20 protein-coding genes are annotated in these 21,290 nt (G+C 74.0%); 5 read left to right on the top strand and 15 right to left on the bottom strand.

What is annotated here, in order from left to right; all coding sequences use genetic code 11:
• Window positions 1–20: 20 nt before the first annotated feature.
• The 4 genes from E1285_RS25025 (at window position 21) to E1285_RS25010 (ending at window position 3,167) form a co-directional block, all read left to right on the top strand.
• A complete protein-coding gene (locus E1285_RS25025; protein ID WP_347814098.1) occupies window positions 21–998 on the top strand; it encodes a 2-dehydropantoate 2-reductase N-terminal domain-containing protein in 978 nt (325 codons plus the stop codon).
• A gap of 137 nt (window positions 999–1,135) precedes the next feature.
• Entirely contained in the window at window positions 1,136–1,714 is a 579-nt protein-coding gene (locus E1285_RS25020; protein ID WP_132156142.1) for a hypothetical protein, read from the top strand.
• Between the two features lie 60 nt (window positions 1,715–1,774).
• Window positions 1,775–2,611 (top strand): alpha/beta hydrolase, encoded by an 837-nt coding sequence (locus E1285_RS25015; protein ID WP_132156140.1) that lies wholly within the window; start codon window positions 1,775–1,777, stop codon window positions 2,609–2,611.
• On the top strand, window positions 2,604–3,167 hold the full coding sequence (locus E1285_RS25010) for a TetR/AcrR family transcriptional regulator (RefSeq protein ID WP_207946800.1): 564 nt from the start codon (window positions 2,604–2,606) through the stop codon (window positions 3,165–3,167). Before E1285_RS25015 ends, E1285_RS25010 begins: the two co-directional genes overlap by 8 nt.
• Before the next feature lie 3 nt (window positions 3,168–3,170).
• On the opposite strand, the gene E1285_RS25005 is transcribed toward E1285_RS25010, so the two are convergent.
• The 14 genes from E1285_RS25005 to E1285_RS24940 all read right to left on the bottom strand — a co-directional run bounded on the left by E1285_RS25005 (window position 3,171) and on the right by E1285_RS24940 (window position 20,004).
• Window positions 3,171–5,333, bottom strand: coding sequence for an AMP-binding protein (locus tag E1285_RS25005; RefSeq protein WP_132156138.1), 2,163 nt, complete (start codon window positions 5,331–5,333; stop codon window positions 3,171–3,173).
• Window positions 5,330–7,072: a CoA transferase gene (locus tag E1285_RS25000; RefSeq protein ID WP_132156136.1), complete on the bottom strand. Its 1,743-nt coding sequence runs from the start codon at window positions 7,070–7,072 to the stop codon at window positions 5,330–5,332. Before E1285_RS25000 ends, E1285_RS25005 begins: the two co-directional genes overlap by 4 nt.
• Window positions 7,063–8,670, bottom strand: coding sequence for a class I adenylate-forming enzyme family protein (locus E1285_RS24995; protein WP_132156134.1), 1,608 nt, complete (start codon window positions 8,668–8,670; stop codon window positions 7,063–7,065). Before E1285_RS24995 ends, E1285_RS25000 begins: the two co-directional genes overlap by 10 nt.
• Window positions 8,671–8,674: 4 nt before the next feature.
• The gene (locus E1285_RS24990) at window positions 8,675–10,045 is read right to left on the bottom strand and encodes an FAD-dependent oxidoreductase (protein WP_132156132.1); all 1,371 of its coding nucleotides are present in this window, start codon (window positions 10,043–10,045) and stop codon (window positions 8,675–8,677) included.
• Window positions 10,042–10,998 (bottom strand): UbiA family prenyltransferase, encoded by a 957-nt coding sequence (locus tag E1285_RS24985; RefSeq protein ID WP_132156130.1) that lies wholly within the window; start codon window positions 10,996–10,998, stop codon window positions 10,042–10,044. The genes E1285_RS24990 and E1285_RS24985 overlap by 4 nt, the downstream gene beginning before the upstream one ends.
• Window positions 10,995–12,146: a DegT/DnrJ/EryC1/StrS family aminotransferase gene (locus tag E1285_RS24980; protein ID WP_132156128.1), complete on the bottom strand. Its 1,152-nt coding sequence runs from the start codon at window positions 12,144–12,146 to the stop codon at window positions 10,995–10,997. The genes E1285_RS24985 and E1285_RS24980 overlap by 4 nt, the downstream gene beginning before the upstream one ends.
• Window positions 12,143–13,372 carry a DegT/DnrJ/EryC1/StrS family aminotransferase gene (locus E1285_RS24975; RefSeq protein WP_243723029.1) on the bottom strand — a complete coding sequence of 410 codons (1,230 nt, stop codon included), beginning with the start codon at window positions 13,370–13,372 and terminating at the stop codon, window positions 12,143–12,145. The genes E1285_RS24980 and E1285_RS24975 overlap by 4 nt, the downstream gene beginning before the upstream one ends.
• Before the next feature lie 110 nt (window positions 13,373–13,482).
• Window positions 13,483–14,010 (bottom strand): EF-hand domain-containing protein, encoded by a 528-nt coding sequence (locus E1285_RS24970; protein WP_132156124.1) that lies wholly within the window; start codon window positions 14,008–14,010, stop codon window positions 13,483–13,485.
• A gap of 246 nt (window positions 14,011–14,256) precedes the next feature.
• Window positions 14,257–14,673 carry a hypothetical protein gene (locus E1285_RS24965; protein WP_132156122.1) on the bottom strand — a complete coding sequence of 139 codons (417 nt, stop codon included), beginning with the start codon at window positions 14,671–14,673 and terminating at the stop codon, window positions 14,257–14,259.
• Complete coding sequence (locus tag E1285_RS24960; RefSeq protein WP_132156120.1) at window positions 14,670–15,668, bottom strand: Gfo/Idh/MocA family oxidoreductase; 999 nt, start codon at window positions 15,666–15,668, stop codon at window positions 14,670–14,672. Before E1285_RS24960 ends, E1285_RS24965 begins: the two co-directional genes overlap by 4 nt.
• A complete protein-coding gene (locus E1285_RS24955; protein ID WP_132156118.1) occupies window positions 15,665–16,822 on the bottom strand; it encodes an Ldh family oxidoreductase in 1,158 nt (385 codons plus the stop codon). Before E1285_RS24955 ends, E1285_RS24960 begins: the two co-directional genes overlap by 4 nt.
• Complete coding sequence (locus tag E1285_RS24950) at window positions 16,819–18,138, bottom strand: M20/M25/M40 family metallo-hydrolase (protein WP_132156116.1); 1,320 nt, start codon at window positions 18,136–18,138, stop codon at window positions 16,819–16,821. The genes E1285_RS24955 and E1285_RS24950 overlap by 4 nt, the downstream gene beginning before the upstream one ends.
• A complete protein-coding gene (locus tag E1285_RS24945; RefSeq protein ID WP_132156114.1) occupies window positions 18,135–19,010 on the bottom strand; it encodes a TIM barrel protein in 876 nt (291 codons plus the stop codon). The genes E1285_RS24950 and E1285_RS24945 overlap by 4 nt, the downstream gene beginning before the upstream one ends.
• The gene (locus tag E1285_RS24940) at window positions 18,997–20,004 is read right to left on the bottom strand and encodes an oxidoreductase (protein WP_243723028.1); all 1,008 of its coding nucleotides are present in this window, start codon (window positions 20,002–20,004) and stop codon (window positions 18,997–18,999) included. Before E1285_RS24940 ends, E1285_RS24945 begins: the two co-directional genes overlap by 14 nt.
• 298 nt (window positions 20,005–20,302) lie before the next feature.
• Here E1285_RS24940 and E1285_RS24935 point away from each other — a divergent pair, with 298 nt between their 5' ends.
• Window positions 20,303–20,683 (top strand): hypothetical protein, encoded by a 381-nt coding sequence (locus E1285_RS24935; RefSeq protein ID WP_132156110.1) that lies wholly within the window; start codon window positions 20,303–20,305, stop codon window positions 20,681–20,683.
• Between the two features lie 40 nt (window positions 20,684–20,723).
• Here E1285_RS24935 and E1285_RS45745 read toward each other — a convergent pair.
• A partial coding sequence (locus E1285_RS45745; protein WP_207946798.1) for a hypothetical protein occupies window positions 20,724–21,290 on the bottom strand: 567 nt, incomplete at its 5' end.

The raw sequence follows: 21,290 nt of genomic DNA, 5'->3' as shown, positions 1-21,290 counted from the left end.
CAGCCTCGGCCCGTGGAGGTGTGTGTGCCGTGCGATTCATCGTTCTCGGAGCAGGCGCCATAGGCGGTGTGGTTGGGGCACGTCTGTTCCAGCATGGCCATGAGGTCGTGCTCGTGGCGCGGGGAGCGCATCTGGCGGCGGTGCGCGAACGGGGTCTGCGGCTGGAGTCGCCGGTCGAGACCGTGACCTTGCCGGTGCCGGTCGTCGGCCATCCACGCGACATCTCCTTCCGAGCCGATGATGTCGTGTTGCTCGCCGTAAAGGGGCAGCACACCGTGGAGGCCCTGCAGGGGTTGCTTGAGGGCGGCCCCGCCCGCCTCCCGGTCGTCTGCGCTCAGAACGGCGTGGCGAACGAGCCCACCACCTTGCGTTTCTTCCCTGATGTCTACGGCCTGTCGGTCATGCTGCCGGCGGCCTTCCTGGAGGCGGGGACGGTCCGCGCCTACTCCTCACCGGTTACCGGCGTCCTCGACATCGGACGATGGCCCGCCGGGACCGGCCCGCTCGCCGAGGAGATCGCGGCCGCCTTCCTGGCGTCGGGGTTCGTCGCCGAGACCAGCGACGACATCGCGGCCGTCAAGTACGGCAAGCTGCTGTCGAACCTCGGCAACGCCATCGAAGCGGTCTGCGGTCCCGCGGCCCGGCGCGGCCACCTCGACGCACTCGCCCGGCAGGAGGCCGAAACCTGCTACCGCGCGGCCGGGATCGACTATGTCGTGGAGGACACCGCCTCACGGCGCCTGGAACTGGTCAAGCCCGAGCCACTGCCGTCCGGACGGCGGCCCGGCGCGTCGTCCTGGCAGAGCCTTGAGCGGGGAGCCGGAACGATCGAGACCGACTACCTCAACGGTGAGATCGTCATGCTGGGACGCCTGCACGGCGTCCCGACCCCGGTCAACGAGTTGCTCCAGCGCACCGCCGCCAGGATGTCCCGTGAGAAGCGGCCTCCCGGCCTTATGTCGGAGGCGGTGTTCCTCGCCCATGTCCACGGCGGCTGATCCGCGGCCGGAGCGCGGGCGGAACGCCGGGGTCCCCCTGGCGGGGGAGGTGGTTCGGCCGTGTTGGGGATCCTTCCGGCCGGGGGGAGTCGCGATCGTTGAGGGCGTTTGCACCCCCTGGCTTCACGGAGGACGCGATGACCACCACACGTTCTTTCCCCGCTACCGCTGCCGGTTCCGTTTCTCCGGGTAGGACGGGCGCCCCTCGCTGGGCGGTCTGGTGCGCCTGGGCCACCGTCCTGTGCACGGTGCCGTCCGGCGTGTGGCGGATGGCCCTGGGCTTCGGCGTCGATGTCGGGTTCACCGGCCGCCTCGGCGAGATGTACACCGGCGTGGACATCATGGTGTACGTGCTGGCCTTGACGGTGGTCTCGCAAGCGGCGGCGTTCCTGACCCTGGGCCTGGTCCGGCCGTGGGGGGAGACGGTGCCGCGGTGGATCCCGTACCTCGGGGGCCGCCGGGTCCCGCCGCTCGCGGCGATCGTCACCGCCTCCCTCGGCGGCGTCGCGGTCTCGGGTCTCTGCCTGTTCCTGGCGCTCAGTCCGGACGGGCCCCTGTCCCACCCTGACTTCCCGCAGGGAACGGCGGGCACGATCATGAACGTCGTCTACGCGCCCCTCCTGCTGTGGGGGCCGCTGGTCCTGATCCTCACCGCGCACTACGCCCGGCGTCGTGGTCGTCACTCCTCCCGGCAGGTTCGGGAATACCACCCTTGACGAGGTTGGTTAATGGCATTAACTTCTAGCTAACGCTATTAGCCAACCTTGGAGGATGTCATGACCGAGTACCTGGCCGTCGACGACGGCACGATCGCTTACGAGGTGGCGGGGGACGGCCCGCTGATCGTCCTCGCGCACGGGATGGGCGACAGCCGCGCCGCGTACCATGCCGTGATCCAGCCGCTGGTGGCGGCGGGCCATCGGGTCGCCGCGGTCGATCTGCGCGGCAGCGGCGAGTCCAGCGTCGGCTGGCCGGACTGGAGCCGCACCGCCGTCGCCGGCGACCTGCTCGCCGTGATCCGCCATCTGGGCGGCCCGGCCGTGGTCGTCGGCCACTCGTTCTCCGGCGGCGCGGCCACCATCGCCGCGGCGCGGGAGCCCTCGCTGATCACCGCCGTCGTCGAGTTGGCGCCGTTCACCCGCAAGCAGTCGATCCGCCTCGGCGACCTGCGGGTGAAGCGCTTCCGGCGGGGCATGCTGCGGCTGCTCGGCGCGGGTGTCTTCGGCAGCGTGCGGCTCTGGCGCTCGTACCTCGACGTCGCCTACCCCGGCGTGAAGCCCGCCGGCTGGGCCGGGCGGCTCGACCGCATCGAGTCCATGCTGCGCGAGCCGGGCCGGATGAAGGCGCTGCAGGGCATGGGCCGCAGCGCCCCCACGGACGCGGGCGCGCAGCTCGGCAACGTCCGCGCCCCGGTCCTGGTCGTGATGGGCACGCTCGACCCCGACTGGGCCGACCCGCGCGCCGAGGGTTCGGCGATCGTCGATGCCCTGCCGTCCGGCCTCGGCCGCCTCGAGATGATCGAGGGCGCCGGGCACTACCCGCACGACCAGTTCCCCGACGAGGTGGTTTCGCTCATGCTCGCCTTCCTGCGCCCGGACGCCGCCCGTGGCTAGGGCCGGCCTGGACGCGGCGGCCGTGGTCGCGGCGGGTGCCGCCCTGGCCGACGAGGTGGGCCTCGCCAACCTGACGATGGGCTTGCTGGCCGAGCGGTTGGGCGTGCGCACCCCGTCCCTTTACAAGCACGTGGGCGGGCAGGCAGACCTCAACCGGCGCATCGCGGTCCTGGCGTTGAACGAGGCCGCCGGCGCCGTCGGCGACGCCGTCCAGGGGCGCGCGGGCCGCGACGCCCTGGAGGCCGCGGCACGCGCCTTTCGCGCTTTCGTGGTGGAGCATCCCGGACGCTACGCCGCGACGATAGGCGTGGAACCGTCCGGCCCGGACGATCCGCTGACCATCGCGAGCCGGCGGCTGCTCGACGCTTTCACGGCGGTCTTGCGCGGCTACGAGATCGAAGAGTCCGAGGTCGACCACAGCCTGCGCATGCTCCGCAGCCTCTGCCACGGCTTCGCCACCTTGCAGGCGGCCGACGGCTTCCGGTGGAGCGCCGACATCGACGAGAGCTTCGAGTGGCTGATCGGCTTCGTCGACCGGGGCCTGCGGGCCCGCTGAGAGTCACGCGGACGCGGCGATGGCCACGCGGTTCCAGGCGTTGATGGCGGCGATCGTCCACAGGAGATGGGCCATGGGGGTCTCGCCGAAGTGCTCGCGGGCGGCGGCGAAGACGTCGCCGGGGACGCCCGCCGGACCGAGCGAGGTCACGGCCTCGGCCAGCCCGAGGGCCGCGCGCTCGGCGCCGGTGAACAGCCGGCTCTCGCGCCAGGACGCGAGCGCGTCCAGGCGGCTCTCGCGTTCTCCCGCTTCCACGGCCGCCCGCCTGTGCGTCGACAGGCAGAACGCGCAGCCGTTGATCTGGGAGACGCGGATGCGGACGAGTTCGGCCAGGAGAGGATCGAGTCCGGCGCTCGCCGCCCTGTCGAGACCGGCCATCGCGGCGTGGACGTCCGGGGCGGCGGCGTGCAGGTCGATGCGGTGAACGCTCACCGCTTCTCCGGAGGTCATCGCTTCTCCCGAGGTCATCGTCTCTCCTGAGGTCATCGTCTCTCCTGGAGTCGTCGGCCCTGCACCGAATAGATCGCGTAGGAGCGGGCCCGGGACGGCGGCCTCGGCGGCGATGCGGGTGAGGGCGGAGACGTCGACCTTGCCGGTGGGGCCGAGCGGGAGCTCGGGCAGCACCAGGAAGCGTTCGGGCAGCCCGCGCCTGTCCAGCCCGCGCTCCAGCAGGTACGCGATCACGGCGGCCGGGGACGGTGGCGGCGCCTCCGGAGGCGGTGCCAGGCAGGCGCACATGCGTTCGCCCAGGTCCCGGTCGCTCACCGGGACGCAGTGCGCGTCGGCGATGTCGGGGTGGCCGATGAGCGCACGCTCCACCTCCGCCGGGGATATCCCGATACCGCCGCGGATGACGATGCGTTTGAGCCGGTCGAGCACCCGCAGCGTGCCGTCCTCGTCCAGGCGGCCGAGGTCGCCGGTGCGCACCCAGCCGCCGGGGGCCCGGAACCGGGCGTCCAGCTCCGGCGCCGCGACGTAGCACAACGGGGTCATCGGGCCGAGCGCCCATATCTCCCCCGCCTGGCCGGGGGGCAGGGGCCCTCCGTCCGGGTCGCGAACGCTGATCCGCGCCACTTCGGGGTCGGGAACGCCTGCCAGCCCCGGTTCCCAGCGGGACGGGTCGTGGCCGGTATGGCAGTTGACCCCGTCGCTGGAACCGTAGATGTTGATCGGCGGCATGCCGAACCGGCGGACGCAGGCGTCCCATACATGCTGATGCACCGGGCCCGCGCTGGAGATGACGGCGTGGAGCGAGGACAGGTCCGCCTCGGTCCCGCACTCGCCCATCCGCCACAACATGGTGGGGACACCGAAGAGATGGGTCGGACGGTGCCGCTCGACGGCTTCGAGCGCGGCGGCGGCGTCGAACCGCGGGAGCAGCACCAGCGTCCCGCCGTGCCGTGCGACGATCACCGATGTCGCCAGCGACCCGTACGACGACGCGAGCGAGACCAGAACCAGGGCCCGCATCGGCCCCGGCCCGCGTCTCAGGGCGGCCACGTAGTTGCCGCGTCCTCCCCCCATGGCGTTGTGGGAGTAGGCCACCATCTTCGGTTCCGACTCCGAGCCCGAGGAGATCAGGATGCGGGCCGGGGCCTCCGGGTCGGCGCCTTCGGGGCGCCAGGCCCGCAGGTCGCCGTCTCCGGCGTCGCCGAAGGAGCGGATTCCTTCGGACGGCGGCGTGCCCGGCGTCCACACCTGCAAGCCGTCCGTGCCCTCGCCGGCCGCGACCGTCTCCGGGGCGGTGATGAGCGCGGCGGCGCGGGACCGGCCGAGGAGACTCGCGATGTCGCGCGGCCGGTGCGTATGGGGAATCGGCAGGGCCACCGCGCCGATCGCCGCGATCGCCAGCTCGGCGACGACGGCGTCGCGCCCGTTCGGCAGCAGGACGGCGATGATGTCGGCGGGCCCCCGCCCGTCGGCCCGCATCGCGGCGGCCGCCCGCCGGACACGGTCGTCGAGCGCGGCGTAGCCGAGCACGCCCGCCTCGTCGATGACCGCCGCACGCTCGGGTGCGGCGAGGACGTGGTCGCGGAACAGCGCGTAGAGGTCCCGGCCGGGGCACAGCCCGGCGGCGGTCCAGGCCGCGCGCGTCTCCGCGGGGACGCGGTCGACGATGGTGACACCGTTGGCTGATCTCCATGCGGAAGCGGTGGCGGTTCTCATGCGTCCTCTCTCCGGTGCGGGGGCTGCGGCGCGAAGGTCCACGGGCTGCGGCTGTAGGCGGCTCCGCCGCCGGTCTCGAAGAGCGCCTCGTACGCGGGGTCGGCGGCCATCGCGGCGAGGTCCGTGACGACCGGCGCGACGGGTGCGGCGGGTGCGGTCTCACCTGCCGGGTGAGCGACGTGCGCGTCGCGCAGGAGGCGGGCGGCGTCGGCCAGCCCGGTCTCGACGCGGACGCCGGTGCCGGTGCGGGCGCGGGCGAGCAGGCCCGCGACGGTCCCTTCGGCGCCGATGAGGGCGCCGAGGACGTCGATGATGGTCATCAGCGTCGGCGCCGGGGCCTGCCCGTCCTCCGCGAGCATCGCCGCGACACCCGTGTACGCCTGGACGAGATAGTCGGTGCCCATGGGCTGGGGCGCGGGGTGGGTTTCGGCCCAGCCTCCGGCGTGCGCGTAGACGAGGCCCGGCCGGACGGCGGCGAGGTCGCCGGCGTCCAGCTCGAACCGGCTCGCACGGCCGGGCGGCCAGTTCTGCAGGAACACGTCCGACGAGGCGAGGTGCCGGAGCGCCGCCTCCCGGCCCGCACGGGTCTTCAGGTCGGCCTCGACGGCGCTTTTGCCCCGGTTCAGTGCAAGGAAGCGGGCGGAACAGTCGCCTGCCAGGGGCGGGACGCCGCGCATCGGGTCACCGCCGGGAGGTTCCAGGCGGACGACCCCGGCGCCGAGCAGGTGGAGGAGGTGCCCGGCGAGCGGCCCCTGGACACGGTTGGTCGACTCGACGACACGCACCCCGGCAAGTGGGGTGTGCTGACCCGAGGCGCTCGGGGGAACCCACGTCCGGCTGTCGCGCGGCGCGGCGGTGGTGGTGGCGCGGAGCCGCCATGGGGACGGGGGTGGCGGCATGGGCCGCGTCGCGTCCTCGTCCACCTTCACGATGCTGACGCCGGCGGCGTGGGCGGCGGCGCGGACGGCCGGATAGCCGAGCGCCGCCGCCGCGGCCCGCAGTCCGGGGGGAAGCGTGCAGGTCGCGGTGGCGAAGCGCTGCTGGAAAGGCGGCCAGCCCGCGACGATCTCGGGCCGTCCGGCGCCGAGCGCCGTCCAGAAGGCCAGCCAGTTCTCGGCGGCGAACGTCTCGATCTCGAAACCGACGCCGTCGGCCGACCGGAACGGCGGCGTCCGCTCGGCGGTCCCGGGCGGGCACCGGCCGGCACCGGCGTCCGACGTGGCGGCGGCGACGTACTGGGTGAGCGCCAGCGCCGCGGCCTGGGCGACGGACGTCGCCGCGCGGACGGGCGTCCCGCCCCTCAGCACGGCCAGCATCCCGGCGGCGACGGCCTGGGCCGCGAGGACGCCGGCGCAAACCGAGGCGAAGTCGACCCGCAGCGCACGCGGCCCGCCGGTGGCGCGGCCGTGGACGTGCATGATGCCGCAGGCGGCCTGCACATCGCGTTCACCGGACATGGGCACCCCCACCGGCCCGGACCAGCCGATGCCGCATTCGGGCAGCGCACGATCCCCGGAGTCGTGGGCCCCGGGCAGGAAGGACGCACGGACGACGCCCAGCCACCCGGCGGGCGCGTCCGGCGGCGGCGCCGCGTCGGTGGTCTCGACCGCGCAGCCGAGCGCGCGCAACCGGGCTGCGGCGACACGGAGGGCGAGTGAGTCGCCGAGCGCCCGCACGACCGTCCCGCGCAGCGGGCGAACCGTGAGATCTTCCGAGGTTCGCGGCGCCGTCACGTCCATTCGCCCGTCCCGTGGGTCTCGGGTGCCAGGCCCAGGTGCTCGCGCAGGGCCGCTCGCCGCACCTTGCCGGTCGCCGTGCGCGGTATCCGCTCCCATGTCGTGAGGACGGGTTCGGCGAGTTCCGGCAGGTCGGCGACGGCGGCCTGCCACCGGCCCGGATCCAGGCGGCCGTCCTCGACGACGAGCACGGGCTGCGCGGGACCGCCGGGGACGCTGAGGACGACGCATTCGCCGACGCCGGGCAGCCGGTCCTCGATGACGTCCTCCACCTCGACGCAACTGGCCCCCGGCAGCGCGTCGGCCTCCCGGTCCAGCAGGAGCAGGCGCCCGCTCCGGGTGAGGACGCCGAGGTCGCCGGTGATGAACCACCGTCCCGCGCGCTTGCGCAGGTAGCGTGCCCGCTCGGCGGTGTAGTCCAGGCAAAGCGCCTTGGTGCTGCAGGCCAGCAGGCCGGCGGTGCCGCGCGGGACGGGACGCAGCGTCTCGCGGTCGACGACGCGCAGCCGGGTGCGGCCGGGGACGGGGCGGCCGAGGTCGCGGGTCGTGGGATGCCGGCCGCGCTCGGGGCGCATGGCCCGCCGGGTGAAGAAGCGGAAGGTCAGCGGCCCCGTCTCGGTCTGCCCCCAGCCCTGCAGCCAGACCGGACGCGGGTGCCCGGTGGCGTTGAGGAACGTGCGGACGGTCGGCGGGTGCACGGCGTCGAACGTGCTGACGTAGAGGCGGACGCGGTCGAACGCCCCTGTCCGGCAGTGGGAGCGCCAGCGTACGAACGTCGAGGGCTGCGCCTCCATGATGGTCGGCCGGTGCTCCTCCAGCGGCGGGCGCGCCTCGTCCCAGTCCGCGGAGGTGATCACCACCATCTTCTCGGGGCCCAGGGCCGATACGGCGGCCGTCCAGGCGAGCGCGCGGCCGTGGGCGAAGGAGAAGGCGGCCGCCGCCACGTCGTCCGGGCGGGCGGCGAGTACGGGCCACCGGTGGGCCTCGAAGTCGACGAGTCGCCGCAGCAGGGTTCGGGTGGAGTGCACGACGAGCTTCGGCACGCCGGTGGTGCCCGAGGTGTGCAGGATGGCGAGCGGGTCGTCGGCCGGGCGGCGGCGGGGCGCGGGGACGGTGTGGCCGCGCACGTCATCGAGCGACAGCACGGACGAGTCGCCGGGCTTCCGGTCGACGTCGCGGTCGAGCACGAGCGTCCGGATGGTCGCGGAGTTCACCGGGCGGCCGTCCGCCCACCGCGCCGCGTCCACGACGAGCAGGGCCGGGTCGAGCCGTTTGAGGAGGATGTCCAGTACGTCTTTCTCCAGGCACGCCGACAGCGGCACGGGCACCGCGCCGAGGCGGGCGGCCGCGCAGCACAGGAGCACCAGGTCCCAGTGGTCGCGTTTGCTGATGGCGACGCGGTCGCCCGGTCTCACCCCCGCGCCGGCGAACCATCCGGCCGCGACGCGTACGAGCCTGGCCAGAGCGGGCGGGTCCAGTGCGGTGCCCATGCTGGGGGCGATGTCCAGCGGCCGGCTGAGGTGCACCGTGGTGGAGTGGCCGCGGTCGGCCACGTCCTCGAACAGCGTGCCCAGCTCGATGCGCTTACCGAAGAGGGCCATCTCCTCACCTCCGCTGACCGGAAACGGCATCGGCCACCGCGGGCGATGACAGGTGGACCTGGATCCGTCCGGCGGCCAGGGCCGCGGAGGAGATCGCGCCCTCGCTGCACGGGCGCAGCGGAACCCAGTCGCCCGCGTACTCGACCGCCGCGACGGGCCGGTCGGCGAAAGCGCCCCGCAACGCCAGGGCGCGCGGCGTCGCCTCGGGCAGCCCATGCCGGAACCGGTGGACCCGAACGTGGGCGGGCTCGGCCCGCAGGCCGGGGACGAAGCGTCCGGCGCGGGCGAGCAGCCGCTCCGCGACCGTCCGGTCGGGCGCGTCGAGGAGTTCGCGGCAACCGCGCGGCGAGGGGATGAGCGAGACCAGCCCGCGCCCGCGCGGCGCCCGCCCGGGATGCTTGCGGTGGTCGAGGGTGATGACGTTGAGCAGCGGGTCTACGGCCTCGGGGATCAGCGTCGCGAAGCTCGCGCGCCCCCGCTCCGGTGGCGCGTCCGTGACGACGCTGACGCGCAGCATGGGCGTGTATCCGCACTCGGCGAGGTACTCCCGCGCGGCAGGCCGGGGCTCGTCGTACAGGCCGGCCGCGACCGGGGCCGGGACGGCGAGCACCGCCGCCCGCGCGGCCACGGTGCCGCGCGGCGACTCCACCCGGACGGCGCCGCCGTCGACGGTCACGCGGGTGACCTGGTGGCCGGTGACGACGTCCAGGCGGCCGGCGAGGGCGCGGGCCAGGGTGTCCATGCCGTCGCGGTAGGTGAGCCAGGTGTGGGAGCCGCCGCACGCGGCCAGGTGCGCCGCGAACGGGGCGGCGGCGGAGCGTTCGGGGTCCCAGCCGAAGAACCCGCCGGCCAGCGGGCGGACGAGGTGGTCGTACAGGTCCGGGTGGTAGGGCCGGACCAGGTCGGCCACAGTGTCCGCGGCGATGCCGGCCCGTTCGGGACGGTCGGGGTCGAGGTCACCGAGCCGCGCCAGCCGTCCCAGCCGTGCCAGCAGCCGCGCCAGGCCGAACCGTGCGCGGAGGCTCAGGCCCGCCCCGGTCACCAGTCCCAGCGGGCGGCCGGCGTTCGGACGGGCCCGGCCGCCCCGCCACACGGCCAGGGCGTCGCGGACGCCCGGCACGGCGGCCGGGTCGCGGTCCAGCCCGAGGGCGGCGATGAGCTTCCACGTCGCCGGGTAGCCGGCGGGGCCGGGGAGCATCTCGGCGCCGGTGTCGATCAGGCAGCCGTGCTCGCGGACGGTCCGCATCCGGCCGCCGACGGCCTCGGCCGCCTCGAACACCCGTACCGTGCGCCCCTGCCCGGCCAGCGCGTACGCGGTCGCCAGGCCGGCGGGCCCGGCCCCCACCACCGCGACGTCGAGCGCGGGGCGCGTCATGCCGTCGCCCCGGCGACGAGGCCGGTCACGACCAGCAGCGCCACCGTCACGCGGTGGGCGTAGATGGCGATCCGGCGGGCGCGCAGGATGTCGCCGCGGAAGCCGATCAGCAGGTGGGCCAGCCGCATGGCGACGAGCGGGAGCATGACGGCGGCGAACCACCACGGCGCGACCCCCGCGATCGTCGCGCCGGCGATGAGCGCGACCGGGGCGCCCGTCATCACGGCGACGAACAGCCGGTGCGCCGGGGCGGAGACCAGGGTGGCGACGGTGATGCGCCCGGCCGCGCGGTCGCCGCCGGCGTCGTTGGTGTTGGAGTACAGCCCGAACAGCATCGGCCCGGATCCGAACAGCACCGCCAGCACGAGCACGAACCCCGTTGCCCCACCGGTCAGCAGCGCGTACGGCACCAGCGTCCAGCCGATTCCCAGGCCGATGAGGAAGAGTTCCTGGAACCCGCGATAGCTGATCTTCAGTCCCCAGGAGTACTGGACGGACGCGGCCACGCAGACCGCCGCCAGCACGACCGCCCACCCCGGGCGGTACGGCGCGGCGGCGACGACGGCCGCCCACAGCGCCGACCCGGCCACGGCGGCCGTCCAGGAGAAGCGCAGTGCCTGCGCCTCGGTGAGCGTCCCGGCGACGAGGGGTTTGCGGGCCAGCCGCCGCCGCGCCGCGTCCGAGCCGTAGTTGACCGCGTCGCTGCCGTCGCGGTAGCCGGTGATGTCGTCGAAGCCGACCATGGCGGCCACGACGACGACCTGGGCGATCAGGGTCAGCGCGAGCAGGCCGAACGTCCGCGGCTCCCAGCGCGCGGCGGGCGCCAGCAGCGCCCACACGACCACGAGACCGAGGTAGTAGTCGTAGATGTCCAGTTTGGACAGGCGCGCGTAGGCGGCGAGGGTGCCGTGCCCGGACACCCCGGGCCCATGGACTGCGGTCTGGTGGCTCATTCGTGGTCCCCGTGGGTGTCGGTGAACGCGCACACGGTGTCGGCGATGTACTCGGCCTGCGCGTCGGTCAGGTTCGGGTAGAGCGGCAGCGAGATGTTCCGCCGGGCGGCGTCCTCCGCGTTCGGCCAGGACCCGCCGGGCCGCGCGCAGGGGGCGAACGCCGGCTGGGCGGGCAGCGGGCGCGGGTAGTACACGTGGGCGGCGATGCCGTGTCCGGCCAGGTGGGCGCGCAACGCGTCCCGCCGCTCGGTGAGGACGGTGTACACGTAGGGGAACCGGCCGTCCCCGCCCTCCGGCGGCGCCACCAGGCCCCGGCCGGCCAGCGGCGTGAGACGCCGGGAGTAGTAGGCGGAGATCTCCGCGCGGCGCGCGAGCCGGTCGTCCAGGCCGGGCAGGCGGTGCAGCTGGAAGGCGGCCATCACCTCGTCGAAGCGGCTGTTGTGGCCGATCCGGTGGTGGACGAACCGGTGCACGCCGTCCTGCCCGTGGTTGCGCAGCATCCGCACGTCCGCGGCGAGGGCCGTGTCGTCGGTGACGACCACGCCTCCCTCCCCGGGCATGCCGAAGGTCTTGACCTGGACGAACGAGTAGAGTCCGGCGTCTCCCCAGCGGCCCGCCGCCCGGCCGCGCAGCGTCCCGCCCTGGGCGAGCGCGGAGTCCTCGATCAGGCGGAGGCCGTGCCGGTCGGCCAGTTCGCGGAAGGCGGGCATGTCCGCCATCACCGAGAACATGTGGGCGGCCAGCAGGACCTTGGTGCGCGACGTGATCAGCGCTTCGGCGGCCGCCGGGTCGGCGGTCAGCCGCACCGGATCGATGTCGGCGAACACCGGGCGGGCCCCGGCGTCGAGCACGGTCGCGGCGATCGGCGGGCAGCCGAACGCGGGCACGATGACCTCGTCGCCCGGCCCGACCCCCATGGCCGCCAGGATCAGGGTCAGGGCGGACGTCCCGCTCGAACAGGCGACGGCGTCGCGGGCGCCGGCGCGTCCGGCCAGCTCCCGCTCCAGGCGGGCGGTCCGATCACCGAGGATGAACTTCTGCTCGGGTTCCGTGCCGATGGCGCGGACGGTCTCCAGCAGCGCCTCCCGGTCGTGCTCGAACAGCTCCGGCGAGAAGAACGGGATGGTCGCGATGGGCGGGGCAGTCATCGCGTCCCCCCGGTGTGGCGCGACCTTCCGGTGTAGCGCGACCTCCCGGTGTAGAAGGCCTCGATCTCGTCGCAGACGCGGTCGGCGTGCGCCTCGGGCAGGTCGGGGTACAGCGGGAGCGCGATGGCGGCGGCGCAGGCGGCCTCCGCGCGCGGGAAGTCGCCGGGCCGGTGGCCGAGGTGGGCGAAACACGGCTGCAGATGCAGCGGGACCGGATAGAAGACCTCCGTGCCGATGCCGCGGGCGGACAGATGCGCGGCGAGGGCGTCCCGGTCGTCGACCTCGACGAGATAGACGTAGACGACGCGGTTGCTCCCCGGGAGCGGCGGGCGCGCCCCCGGGACGCCCCGAATGCCGGGCACGCCGCGCAGCCGGGCGTCGTAGCGGGCGGCCAGTTCCGCGCGGCGGGCGATGCCTGCGTCGAGGGTCGCGAGCTTGGCCAGCAGGACGGCGGCCTGGACGTCGTCCATCTTGCTGTTGCGCCCCGGCAGCACCGTGGCGTTGGAGATTCCGGAGAAGTCGCCGAGCGTGCCGCCGCCGCGCCCGTGGTGGCAGAGCATCCGGACGTTCCCGGCGATGGACGCCTCGCCGGTCAGCACCGCCCCGCCGTCCCCGATCCCGCCGAGCGTCTTGGCGGGGAAGAACGACAGCACGCCGCCGGCGCCGAGCAGCCCGGCGTGGACGCCGTCCATGCGCATGCCGATGGCCTCGGCGCTGTCCTCCACGATCGTCAGGCCGTGGCGCCGCGCCACGTCCCGGAGGCCGCGCAGGTCGGCCATGCGGTCGAACAGATGGACCGGCATGATCATCTTGGTGCGGGGGGTGACCGCGGCGTCCACGGACCGCGGATCGACGCCGTGGCCGTCCGCCTCGATGTCGGCGAAGACCGGGACGCCGCCCGCGAGCGCCACGGCGCTGGCCGTCGCGATGAACGAGTACGCGGGGACGACCACCTCGTCGCCCGGCCGCAGCCCGGCGGCGCGCAGCAGCAGGATCAGCGCGTCGGTTCCGGAGTTGACGGCCACCACGTGGCGGGCGCCGGTCCAGGCCGCGAGCCGTCCCTCCAGCTCCCCGACCTTCGCGCCGTGCGAGAACTTCCCGTCGTCCAGAACGTCGGTGACATGCTTGCTGATCGCGCTCCAGTTCTCTTCGAAACTCTTGGCCTGACTGAAGAACGGAATGGCGGGCGCGGCGGTCGTCGCTGCCGCGGGCGGCGTTCTCTGCACGATTCCCTTTGCGGTCGAGGGGCGGCGGGGGGCCGTTCGGGGAAAACCCGGGGAGACCATGGATGGGCGACCATGGGATTTCCCCGAACGGCGTTTACCAGAGGGCCCGGTCAGCGACCGAGCAGCGGTATGTCGTTACGGCCGAGGTGGTAGTCGCGGACCGCGTCGACCAGTTCGGCGACCGACAGCTTGCCGCTGCCGTCGGCGTCGAGGTCGCGGAAGGCGCGGTCGGCGGCCTCGCCGTCCAGGCCGATGGCGGCGAACCAGCCGTGCATCTCCGACGGGGAGATCTCGCCGTCGCCGCTGCGGTCCAGGACGCCGACGATCGCCTCGATGGTCGGCTGCACGACCGCGGCGAACCCGGCGTCGCCCCTACCGATGATCTCCTGCTCGGCGGCCTCGATGAACTGGGCGCGCGACATCCGGTCGGTGCCGGCGGCCGCGGACAGCGTGTCGAACATGCCGAGGTAGGCCTGCTTGAGCCGGTCCGCCTTCGGGGTGCCCTGCGCACCGAGACGGGCGGTGATCTCGTCGGCCTCGCGCTCGAAGTCGTCGCGCTCGATGACGCCGTTGCCGTTGCGGTCCCACAGCCGGAACCGCTCCTCCAGCCGGTTGGACTGGGTGGTTGCCATGACCATTCGCATTTCCTCCTGTGCCGTTGACGCCGGATGGGCGACCGGTCGGGTCGGCGGTGATTCGGGAGAACCGAACCAGCCGCCGGCTCTATTTATCGTTTCCGGCCGGCGACCGGATTGAACGTGCGATTGGAGTAAGGCTTGGATATCTTGCGAACGAAGGCCGTATCACTGAAATAGATCGCGATTCAGGCATGCGTCATCGCCATTCCACACAATTCAGTCAGCGGCCTTTATTTCAGCCGGAATTCATCGCGGCGGGGCGCCCTGGCGGAACACCAGCCGCTCCCCCGGCACGAGGCCGAGCTCGGTCCCGGAGCGCGGCGGCTCAGCCCGGACGAGCACGTTGTAGTGGTTGGGCAGATGGCAGCCGTCGAAGCCGAGCAGGACACCGATGCGCCGCCCGCCGGTCCACAGCTCGTCGCCGCGGTCGAGCACGCCCCCCGCGCCGATCTCGGCGAAGCCGAGGAACGCGACCCGGTCGATCCGCGCGCCGGAGGCGGTCTCCCGGTGGTCCGTGGCCACCAGCTCGTGCACCTCGCCCGCGCGGACGCACCGGCTGGCGAACGGCTCCAGCCGCATCCCCCGGTCCGTCCGGCGATGGGCGAGGACCTTCACGACCGTCGCGTGGACCTCGCTCTTGGGCCCGTCCTCGGCCGGATTCATCGCACGCACCTTCCCTGCTCCGCCGTGGCGGGCCGGTCCGAGGGCGCCGAGCCGGGCAGTGGCTCGCGCCCCTCCAGGCGGTAGGCGTCCCGCACGAAACGCAGCGCCGCCAGACCGCCGTCGCGCTCCCCGTCCCCGGCCCCCCGGACGTACCGCTCGAAGGCGTGCAGCACCGCCACGTACTCGTGCCAGAGGGAGCCCTTGAAGCCGGCGTGGCCGGCGAGCATGTCGGCACGCGCCGTCCGCCCGCCGGCCAGCCGCACCTCGACGTCCTTGCGCTCACCGGGGAAGGACCAGTCGAGCAGGATCCGCGCGCGTCCGCCGTCCGCGCGCAGCCGGATGTCAGCCTGCCGGTCGACGCCCGCGGCGTCCCGCGTGATCCGCGCGGACGTCACCTCGGCCGGTCCCAGCAGGAGCCGCACGAGATCGAAGGCGTTCGGGCCGTTGTCGGCGACGCACCCGCCGCCGCAGCGCCGCATGTCGAGGTACCAGCCGTCGGTGCCCGCGTGTTCCTCGATGCGTTCCAGGTAGCGGACGGTGACCTCGCCGACGGGCGAGCCGGCGCATTCGGCCCGCAGCCGGGCGACCGCCTCGTTGTAGCGGCGGTGGAAGGCCGTGAACAGCGGGACGTCCCGGTGCTCGGCCAGCCTCCGGAGCGCGACCCCCTGCGCGGTACCGACGGCGAGCGGCTTCTCCACGCAGACGGCCACACCCCGTTCCAGCGCGTCCTCGCAGACCCGCATGTGGACGTCGTTGGGCACCGTGACCACGACGGCGTCCAGCCATGTCTCGCGGAGCATCCGGCGATGGTCGGTATGGCCGATCACCGGGTTGCCGGGCACCGGGTTGCCGGGCACCGAGTGACCGGCCAGCCTCGCCGGATCGCTGTCGCAGACGGCGACCAGGCGCATCGTGGGCGAGTCGCGCAGCGCCGCGAGGTAAAAGCGGGAGATCACCCCGAGGCCGACGACGCCGACCCGCAACGGCGCCGTCACGACCGCTCCAGTGCGGCAGGGGCGGGGACGCCGTGGTCTGCGGCGACGTCGCGCAGTTCCCGGTACAGGTCCGCGCCGAGGGGGACGCCGTGGCGGCGGCGCTCCCGGGCGCGCCGGTGCTCGTGCCAGCCGGGATAGCGCACCGGTCGGGCCGGGTCGGTGGGCGGGCAGCCGAGCAGGGCGCCGAACAGCACGTCCGCGTCGGTGTCGGCGCCGGAGCGGAGCGCGCCGGGCGCGATCGCGACGGCGCAGAAGCCGATGCCGTCGTCACGGCCGCCGGGCCCGCCGTCGCCGTGGAACGCGTCCGGATGCGCGCCCAGGCAGGCACCGGACACCATGGCGGACAGGACCTCCACCGCGATGCCGAGCCCGAACCCCTTGTACTGCCCGGCCTCGCCGCCCAGCCACAACAGGTGCGCCCGTCCCTCGTCGAAGGCGGCCGGGTCGGTGACCGCGGCGCCGTCGTCGCCGCCCAGCACCCCCTCGGGGAGCGTCCGCCCCTCGCGGGCCGCCTGCCGGACGCGCCCGGTGGGCGCGGCGGTCGTGCTCATGTCCAGGACGAAGGGCGGGTTCCGCCCCGCCGGCGCGGCGACGCTCAGCGGGTTGGTGCCCAGCATCGTCACCGCACCGCCGGGCGGGCGGGCGATGCGCTGCCCCCCGCAGTTGGCGGTGACCAGCCCGATCATGGCGTGCTCCACGGCGCGCAGCGCGTGGTGCCCGGCGCAGCCGAAGTGGGTGGCGCCGCGGACGCCCACCAGCCCGACCCCGAAGGTGGCGGCGCGTTCGGCCGCGAGGTCCATGGCGGCCTCTCCCGTCCACAGGCCGAGGGCACCGCCGGCGTCCAGCAGCACCGCCGCCCCCCGGTCGGCGACCCGGCGCGGTTCCGCCTTCGGGTCGACGCGCCCCTCCTCGAATAGCGGCAGGTAGAGGCGGGTGAGGTTGGCCAGCCCGTGGGAGGTCATGCCGGTGAGGTCGCCGTAGCACAGCGCCCGCGCCGCCGTCCGCGCCCGTTCCGGCGGGATCCCCGACGAGGCGAACACGGCTGAGGCGAAGCGAAGCAGGTCGGGATAGGCCACCCTGACCTGGTCCGGGGATGCGGCGGACGGGAGCGGTGGTGCGCAGTCCTGGAGCGGTGTTCGGGACGACGGGGTCATGGTGCTCCGTTCTGGTCGTCGGTGAAGGCGGTGAGGAGGCGGGAGACGGCCGCGGCGAAATCGGCCAGCTCGCCGGCGCCGGCGAACTCCGCGTCGGCGTGGGCGTTGTTGGCGGCGAGGTCCCCGGGCCCGAGCACGACGGTGCAGGCGCCCGGGACCTCCGACATCCAGATGGCGTCGCAGGTGAAGGCGGGCTCGGAGCCGGGCCACGACGGGATCCCCACGCGGTCGCGCAGCAGCGTGTGGCCCCACGCGTCACGGTCGTCCAGCACGGGCAGCCCGTGCTTGCGCCACTCCAGGCGGGTGATGGCGTGCGCGTCGGCGGCGGTGCGGCCGAACAGTGCCGTGCCGCCGAAGACCGAGGCGAACTCTTTGAGCCCCTCGTCCAGCGCGTCCCGCAGCCGCCGCTCCAGACGGCGGGCGGTCGCGGACGAGGTGTAGGCGAGGTTCAGCAGGAGGGAGCCGCCCCCGTACACCTTGTTGTGCCGCGCGCCCGTGTGCAGGCCCGCCACGCAGACCGCCCCCTCGGAGGATGACGCGTCGAGCGCGCGGCCCAGATGCTGGGCGAGGAACCCCAGCAGGACGCTGGCGTTGTGGCCGCCCGCCGGACGGTCGTCGACGGCGTCGGCGCCGTCGACGACGATGCGCGCGGTCATCGCCGCCGTGCTGCGCGGCAGGAAACGCCCCCGGGTCGGCTCGCAGAAGACGTTCAGGCGGCCGGTGAAACCGCGCCGGACCAGGGGACGCGTGCCGAACACGCCCATGGCGCCGCCCTCCTCCCCGGCGACGGCCTGCACGAGCACCCCGATGTCACGTCCCAGGGCGGGACGCCGCGACCGCGCCTCGCGGATGCCCGCGAGCAGCGCCACGGCGGGCCCCTTGGCGTCGATCGCGCCGCGCCCGTGGAACCGTTCGCCGTCGAAGCGCACCGGTTGCAGGCCCGCGACGGTGTCGAGATGCACGTTGAACATCACCGTGCGCGCGGCGGGCAGGTCGTCCGGCCCCAGCCTGAGGACGAGGCTGGGCTGGTCGGCGAGGAATCGCGGGTGCGCCATCGCTTCGCGGACCGGAGCCGGGACGGGCCCGGATTCCAGATCGGCCGGTTCCGCCGGAGCGTGCCGCACGACGCGCAGGCCCATCGCGGCGGCGTACCGCCCGTAGGCGTCCTGCGCCTCGGCCAGCCGTGGCGGCGGGGTATCCGGGCCGGTCTCCAGCAGGCCGGTCTCCAGCGGCCCGGCGGTCGGCAGGACGAGGAGCCGGAGCAGCAGATCGCGGTCGGCTGGGGTCAGCGGTGCGGGAAGGCGGCCCCCGGTCATCGGCCCGTACCGGTCGTGAGGACCGTCCGTGCGAGGAGACGTTCCAGGGCCCGCCCGCACTCGACGAACGCGTCTCGGTCGCCGGCGCCGGAATCCAGGTGCGGCCGCAGCTTCACATGCGGCTCGATGGACAGCACGCCGCCGTACCCGTTTTCGAACAGCACCTCCAGGCACTCGGCGACCTGGGCGTCGCCCTCACCGGGCGGGACGAAGGACACCTCGCCCCCGGCACCGGCACGCGCGTCCTTCACGTGGACGTGCACCACATGGGCCACGATCTCGCGGAGCATCGGCAGCGGCGGATACCCGTGCGCCACCCCGTTGCCGATGTCGAACAGGAGCCGCAGCGCCGGGCTGCCGATGCCCGTGACCAGGTCCAGCATCCGGTCCGCGCGGTCGCCCGCCCAGCCGGCGCAGTTCTCGTGCGCCAGCACGAGCCCGTGGTCCTCGGCGCGCCATGCCAGCTCGCGGAGCCGCTCGCGGGCGCGGCGGCCCCACTCGGGCCCGTCCAGGCCGCCGCGCGGATACGACATGACCCGCACCAGCGGGGCGCCCAGGACCGCGCAGCGGCGGGCGAGGACCTCCAGCTCGCGCACGTCCACGGCGAAGTCGCCGGTGACCGGGCGGGACCAGTCGCCGATCTTGGAGGCGACACCCGCCACGGACGTGCCGGCGGTCTCGAGACGTTCGGCCATGCGCCGGAACGCGTCCTCGTCCAGGTCCGCGATGGGGGTACCGCCGACGGTCCGCAGTTCCAGCCTGTTCCAGCCCAGCTCGGCGACCGCGCCGATCTGGCCCGCGAGATCCGGGGCCGCCTCGTCACCGAGCCCGGCGAGGCGGACCTCCTCCGGCACGGCCTCAGCGGACGGCATCGAGGTCCTCCTCTCGCCCGAGGGCCCCGGCCCCCTGGAGGGCGCAGAGGCGTTTCGCCTCGGCGAGCAGCCGGACGGTGTCGACCTGCACCGGCAACGTCCTGTGCATGGGCGACGCGGGCCCCGCGTAGCGGGCGTACGCGCCGCGCAGGAACGCCGCGAACGCGTCGTCGGTGAACACGCTCCGGGTCACCCGCCCGCCGGGACGGACGACGCGCAGCTGCGCGGTGTGGTCGGCCTCGCTGCAGGGGTAGTGGCCGACCAGGACGGCCCGGTCGAATTCCAGCGTGATGCGCCGCTCGCGCACCGGGGATGTCAGGTCCGAGTCGATCTCGGTGCGGGTGCCCGCGAAGTGGTCCAGCCGGAGCCGGGCGCGGCCGAGACGCGGGAGCCGTAACCGCTCGAAGACCATGTCGTCGGACGAGGCGCCGGTGATCCGCCCGCCTCCCGCGAGGCTGAGCACCACGGCGAGCGCGTGCGGCAGTTCGACGTCGAACGCGGTCGGATGGTCGTGGCTCGCGGTGCTGCGGGTGAACCGGGGCTTGTTCTGGATCACCTCGATCCGCCGCAGCTCCCCGTGGTGGCCGCCGCGCACCGCCGCGCGCAGCCGCCGGGTGAGGCCGCTGTCCAGCCAGTGCGTGGCGACGGTCACGTCCAGGTCCCAGCGGCGCCGGAGCCGGGCCACGGCCATCAGCCCGGCCAGGTCCACGGCCAGCGGCTTCTCCACAATGATCTTGCGGTAGCCGAGTCCGGCGAGGCCCGCCAGGACGCTCTCGCGGGCGGCGGGCGGCGTGCACAGGTGCACCACGGTCCGCGCCGGCGGGCGCAGCCGCCCCGCCTCCTCCAGCGACCCGGCCTCCACCACCCCCGGGATCCCGGCCGGTGCGCGGAACGGGTCGACGGCGACGACCGGGGTCCGGGCCAGCAGGCCGGGCGCCGCGGCGCGCACCCTGGCCAGCGCGGGCAGGTGCAGTCCCTGCCCCGACCTGCCCATTCCAACGATCAGAGTATGCAACATTGCAGGTCAAGGCCCTCTCGGTGCATGCGGGAAGTCCTGTCGGACGGCACGGACGACTGAAGTTCCGACAGCGAGTCAAGCTAATTCACCGAAAGTCATCGGTCAATGACAATCCGTCAGAGGTGATCATTGGCGCAACACAAAGGCGCACGTCAGAGAGCAATGACGAACAGAAACTGACTACAAACAGTTACAGCGTACTTGCTTAGCGTTAAGCATCGCGGAGGGCCGGGCATCAACACCTCGTTCCCACCCCCGTCGCACAAGGAGCGGCATGCCCAGTCCCTCGCGCACCAGCACCGCCATCACCGCCGCCACAGCCCTCGCAGCCCTCACGGCGGCCCTGCTCACCTCCGCGGCGGCCGCGCCGGCGAACGCCCGGGAAAGGGCCGCCGCACCGGAAGGAAAGATCGTTGTTTTCGTGACCGAGGGCGCCCAGGTCTCCTGGGCCGGAACCGAACTCGAGGAATACCCGGCGTCGGCCGACTGCCGTTCCCTGCCTCCGGGCGCGCACGTGATCTCCAACCACAGCGACGCGCGGCTGCTCTTCTTCACGGATCCGTACTGCGCGTTCCCCGTCCCGCCGCCGTTCAATTTCATCTCGCCCGGCCACGGCGCCCACGTCGCACCGACCGGCAGCTTCAGGATCGGCTGACCGCCCCGCCTCCCCCGGCGACCGCGTGATCCGGGTCCTGTCAGTGGGCTGACAGGGCTCGGGCGACCTCCTGTGCCGCCGCGTAGGCGCCGCGGACGGCGTGCTCGCCCTTGAGGGGACGGCGCTCGTCCCTCTCCTCGTAGGTCACCTGGACCAGCAGGTCGCCGTCCCGGAAGAGGATCACACCGGGCACGGCTCCCGGGACGTGCGCGGCGAACGCCTGGTCGCCGAGGCCGGCCACGGCACGGAAGATCTTCCGGTCGTGGACGCTGAGCGTCTCCTCGGCACGGGCGTCGGCGTGCCGCATCGTGTACTCGCGGATGGCGAGCCGGGTGCCGTCGAACAGTTCCGTACCGGGCATGACCGCCGCCGAGACCTGGAGTTCCCGCTCCATCGAGATCCAGGAGCAGCCGCGGCGGCCGGCCCCCTCGACGGTGAGCTCGCCCTTGCCGGATTCGGGGGTGTCGCTGTACCACTCGCCCTTCACCAGGCGGCGCAGGGTCCGTTCGGACACCGACCCGCACAGGTCGGGGATCTCGCGAGCCGCCGCCCGGTGCGCGGCGGGCGCGATCGCGGGACGGGCGGAAGCCGACCCGCCCAACCGCCC

Origin of the sequence: Actinomadura sp. 7K507, assembly GCF_004348425.1 — a bacterium.
Classification (GTDB): Bacteria; Actinomycetota; Actinomycetes; order Streptosporangiales; family Streptosporangiaceae; genus Spirillospora.
Note: the sequence above shows the minus strand (reverse complement) of the source record. Positions and strands in the feature narration are given on the sequence as shown.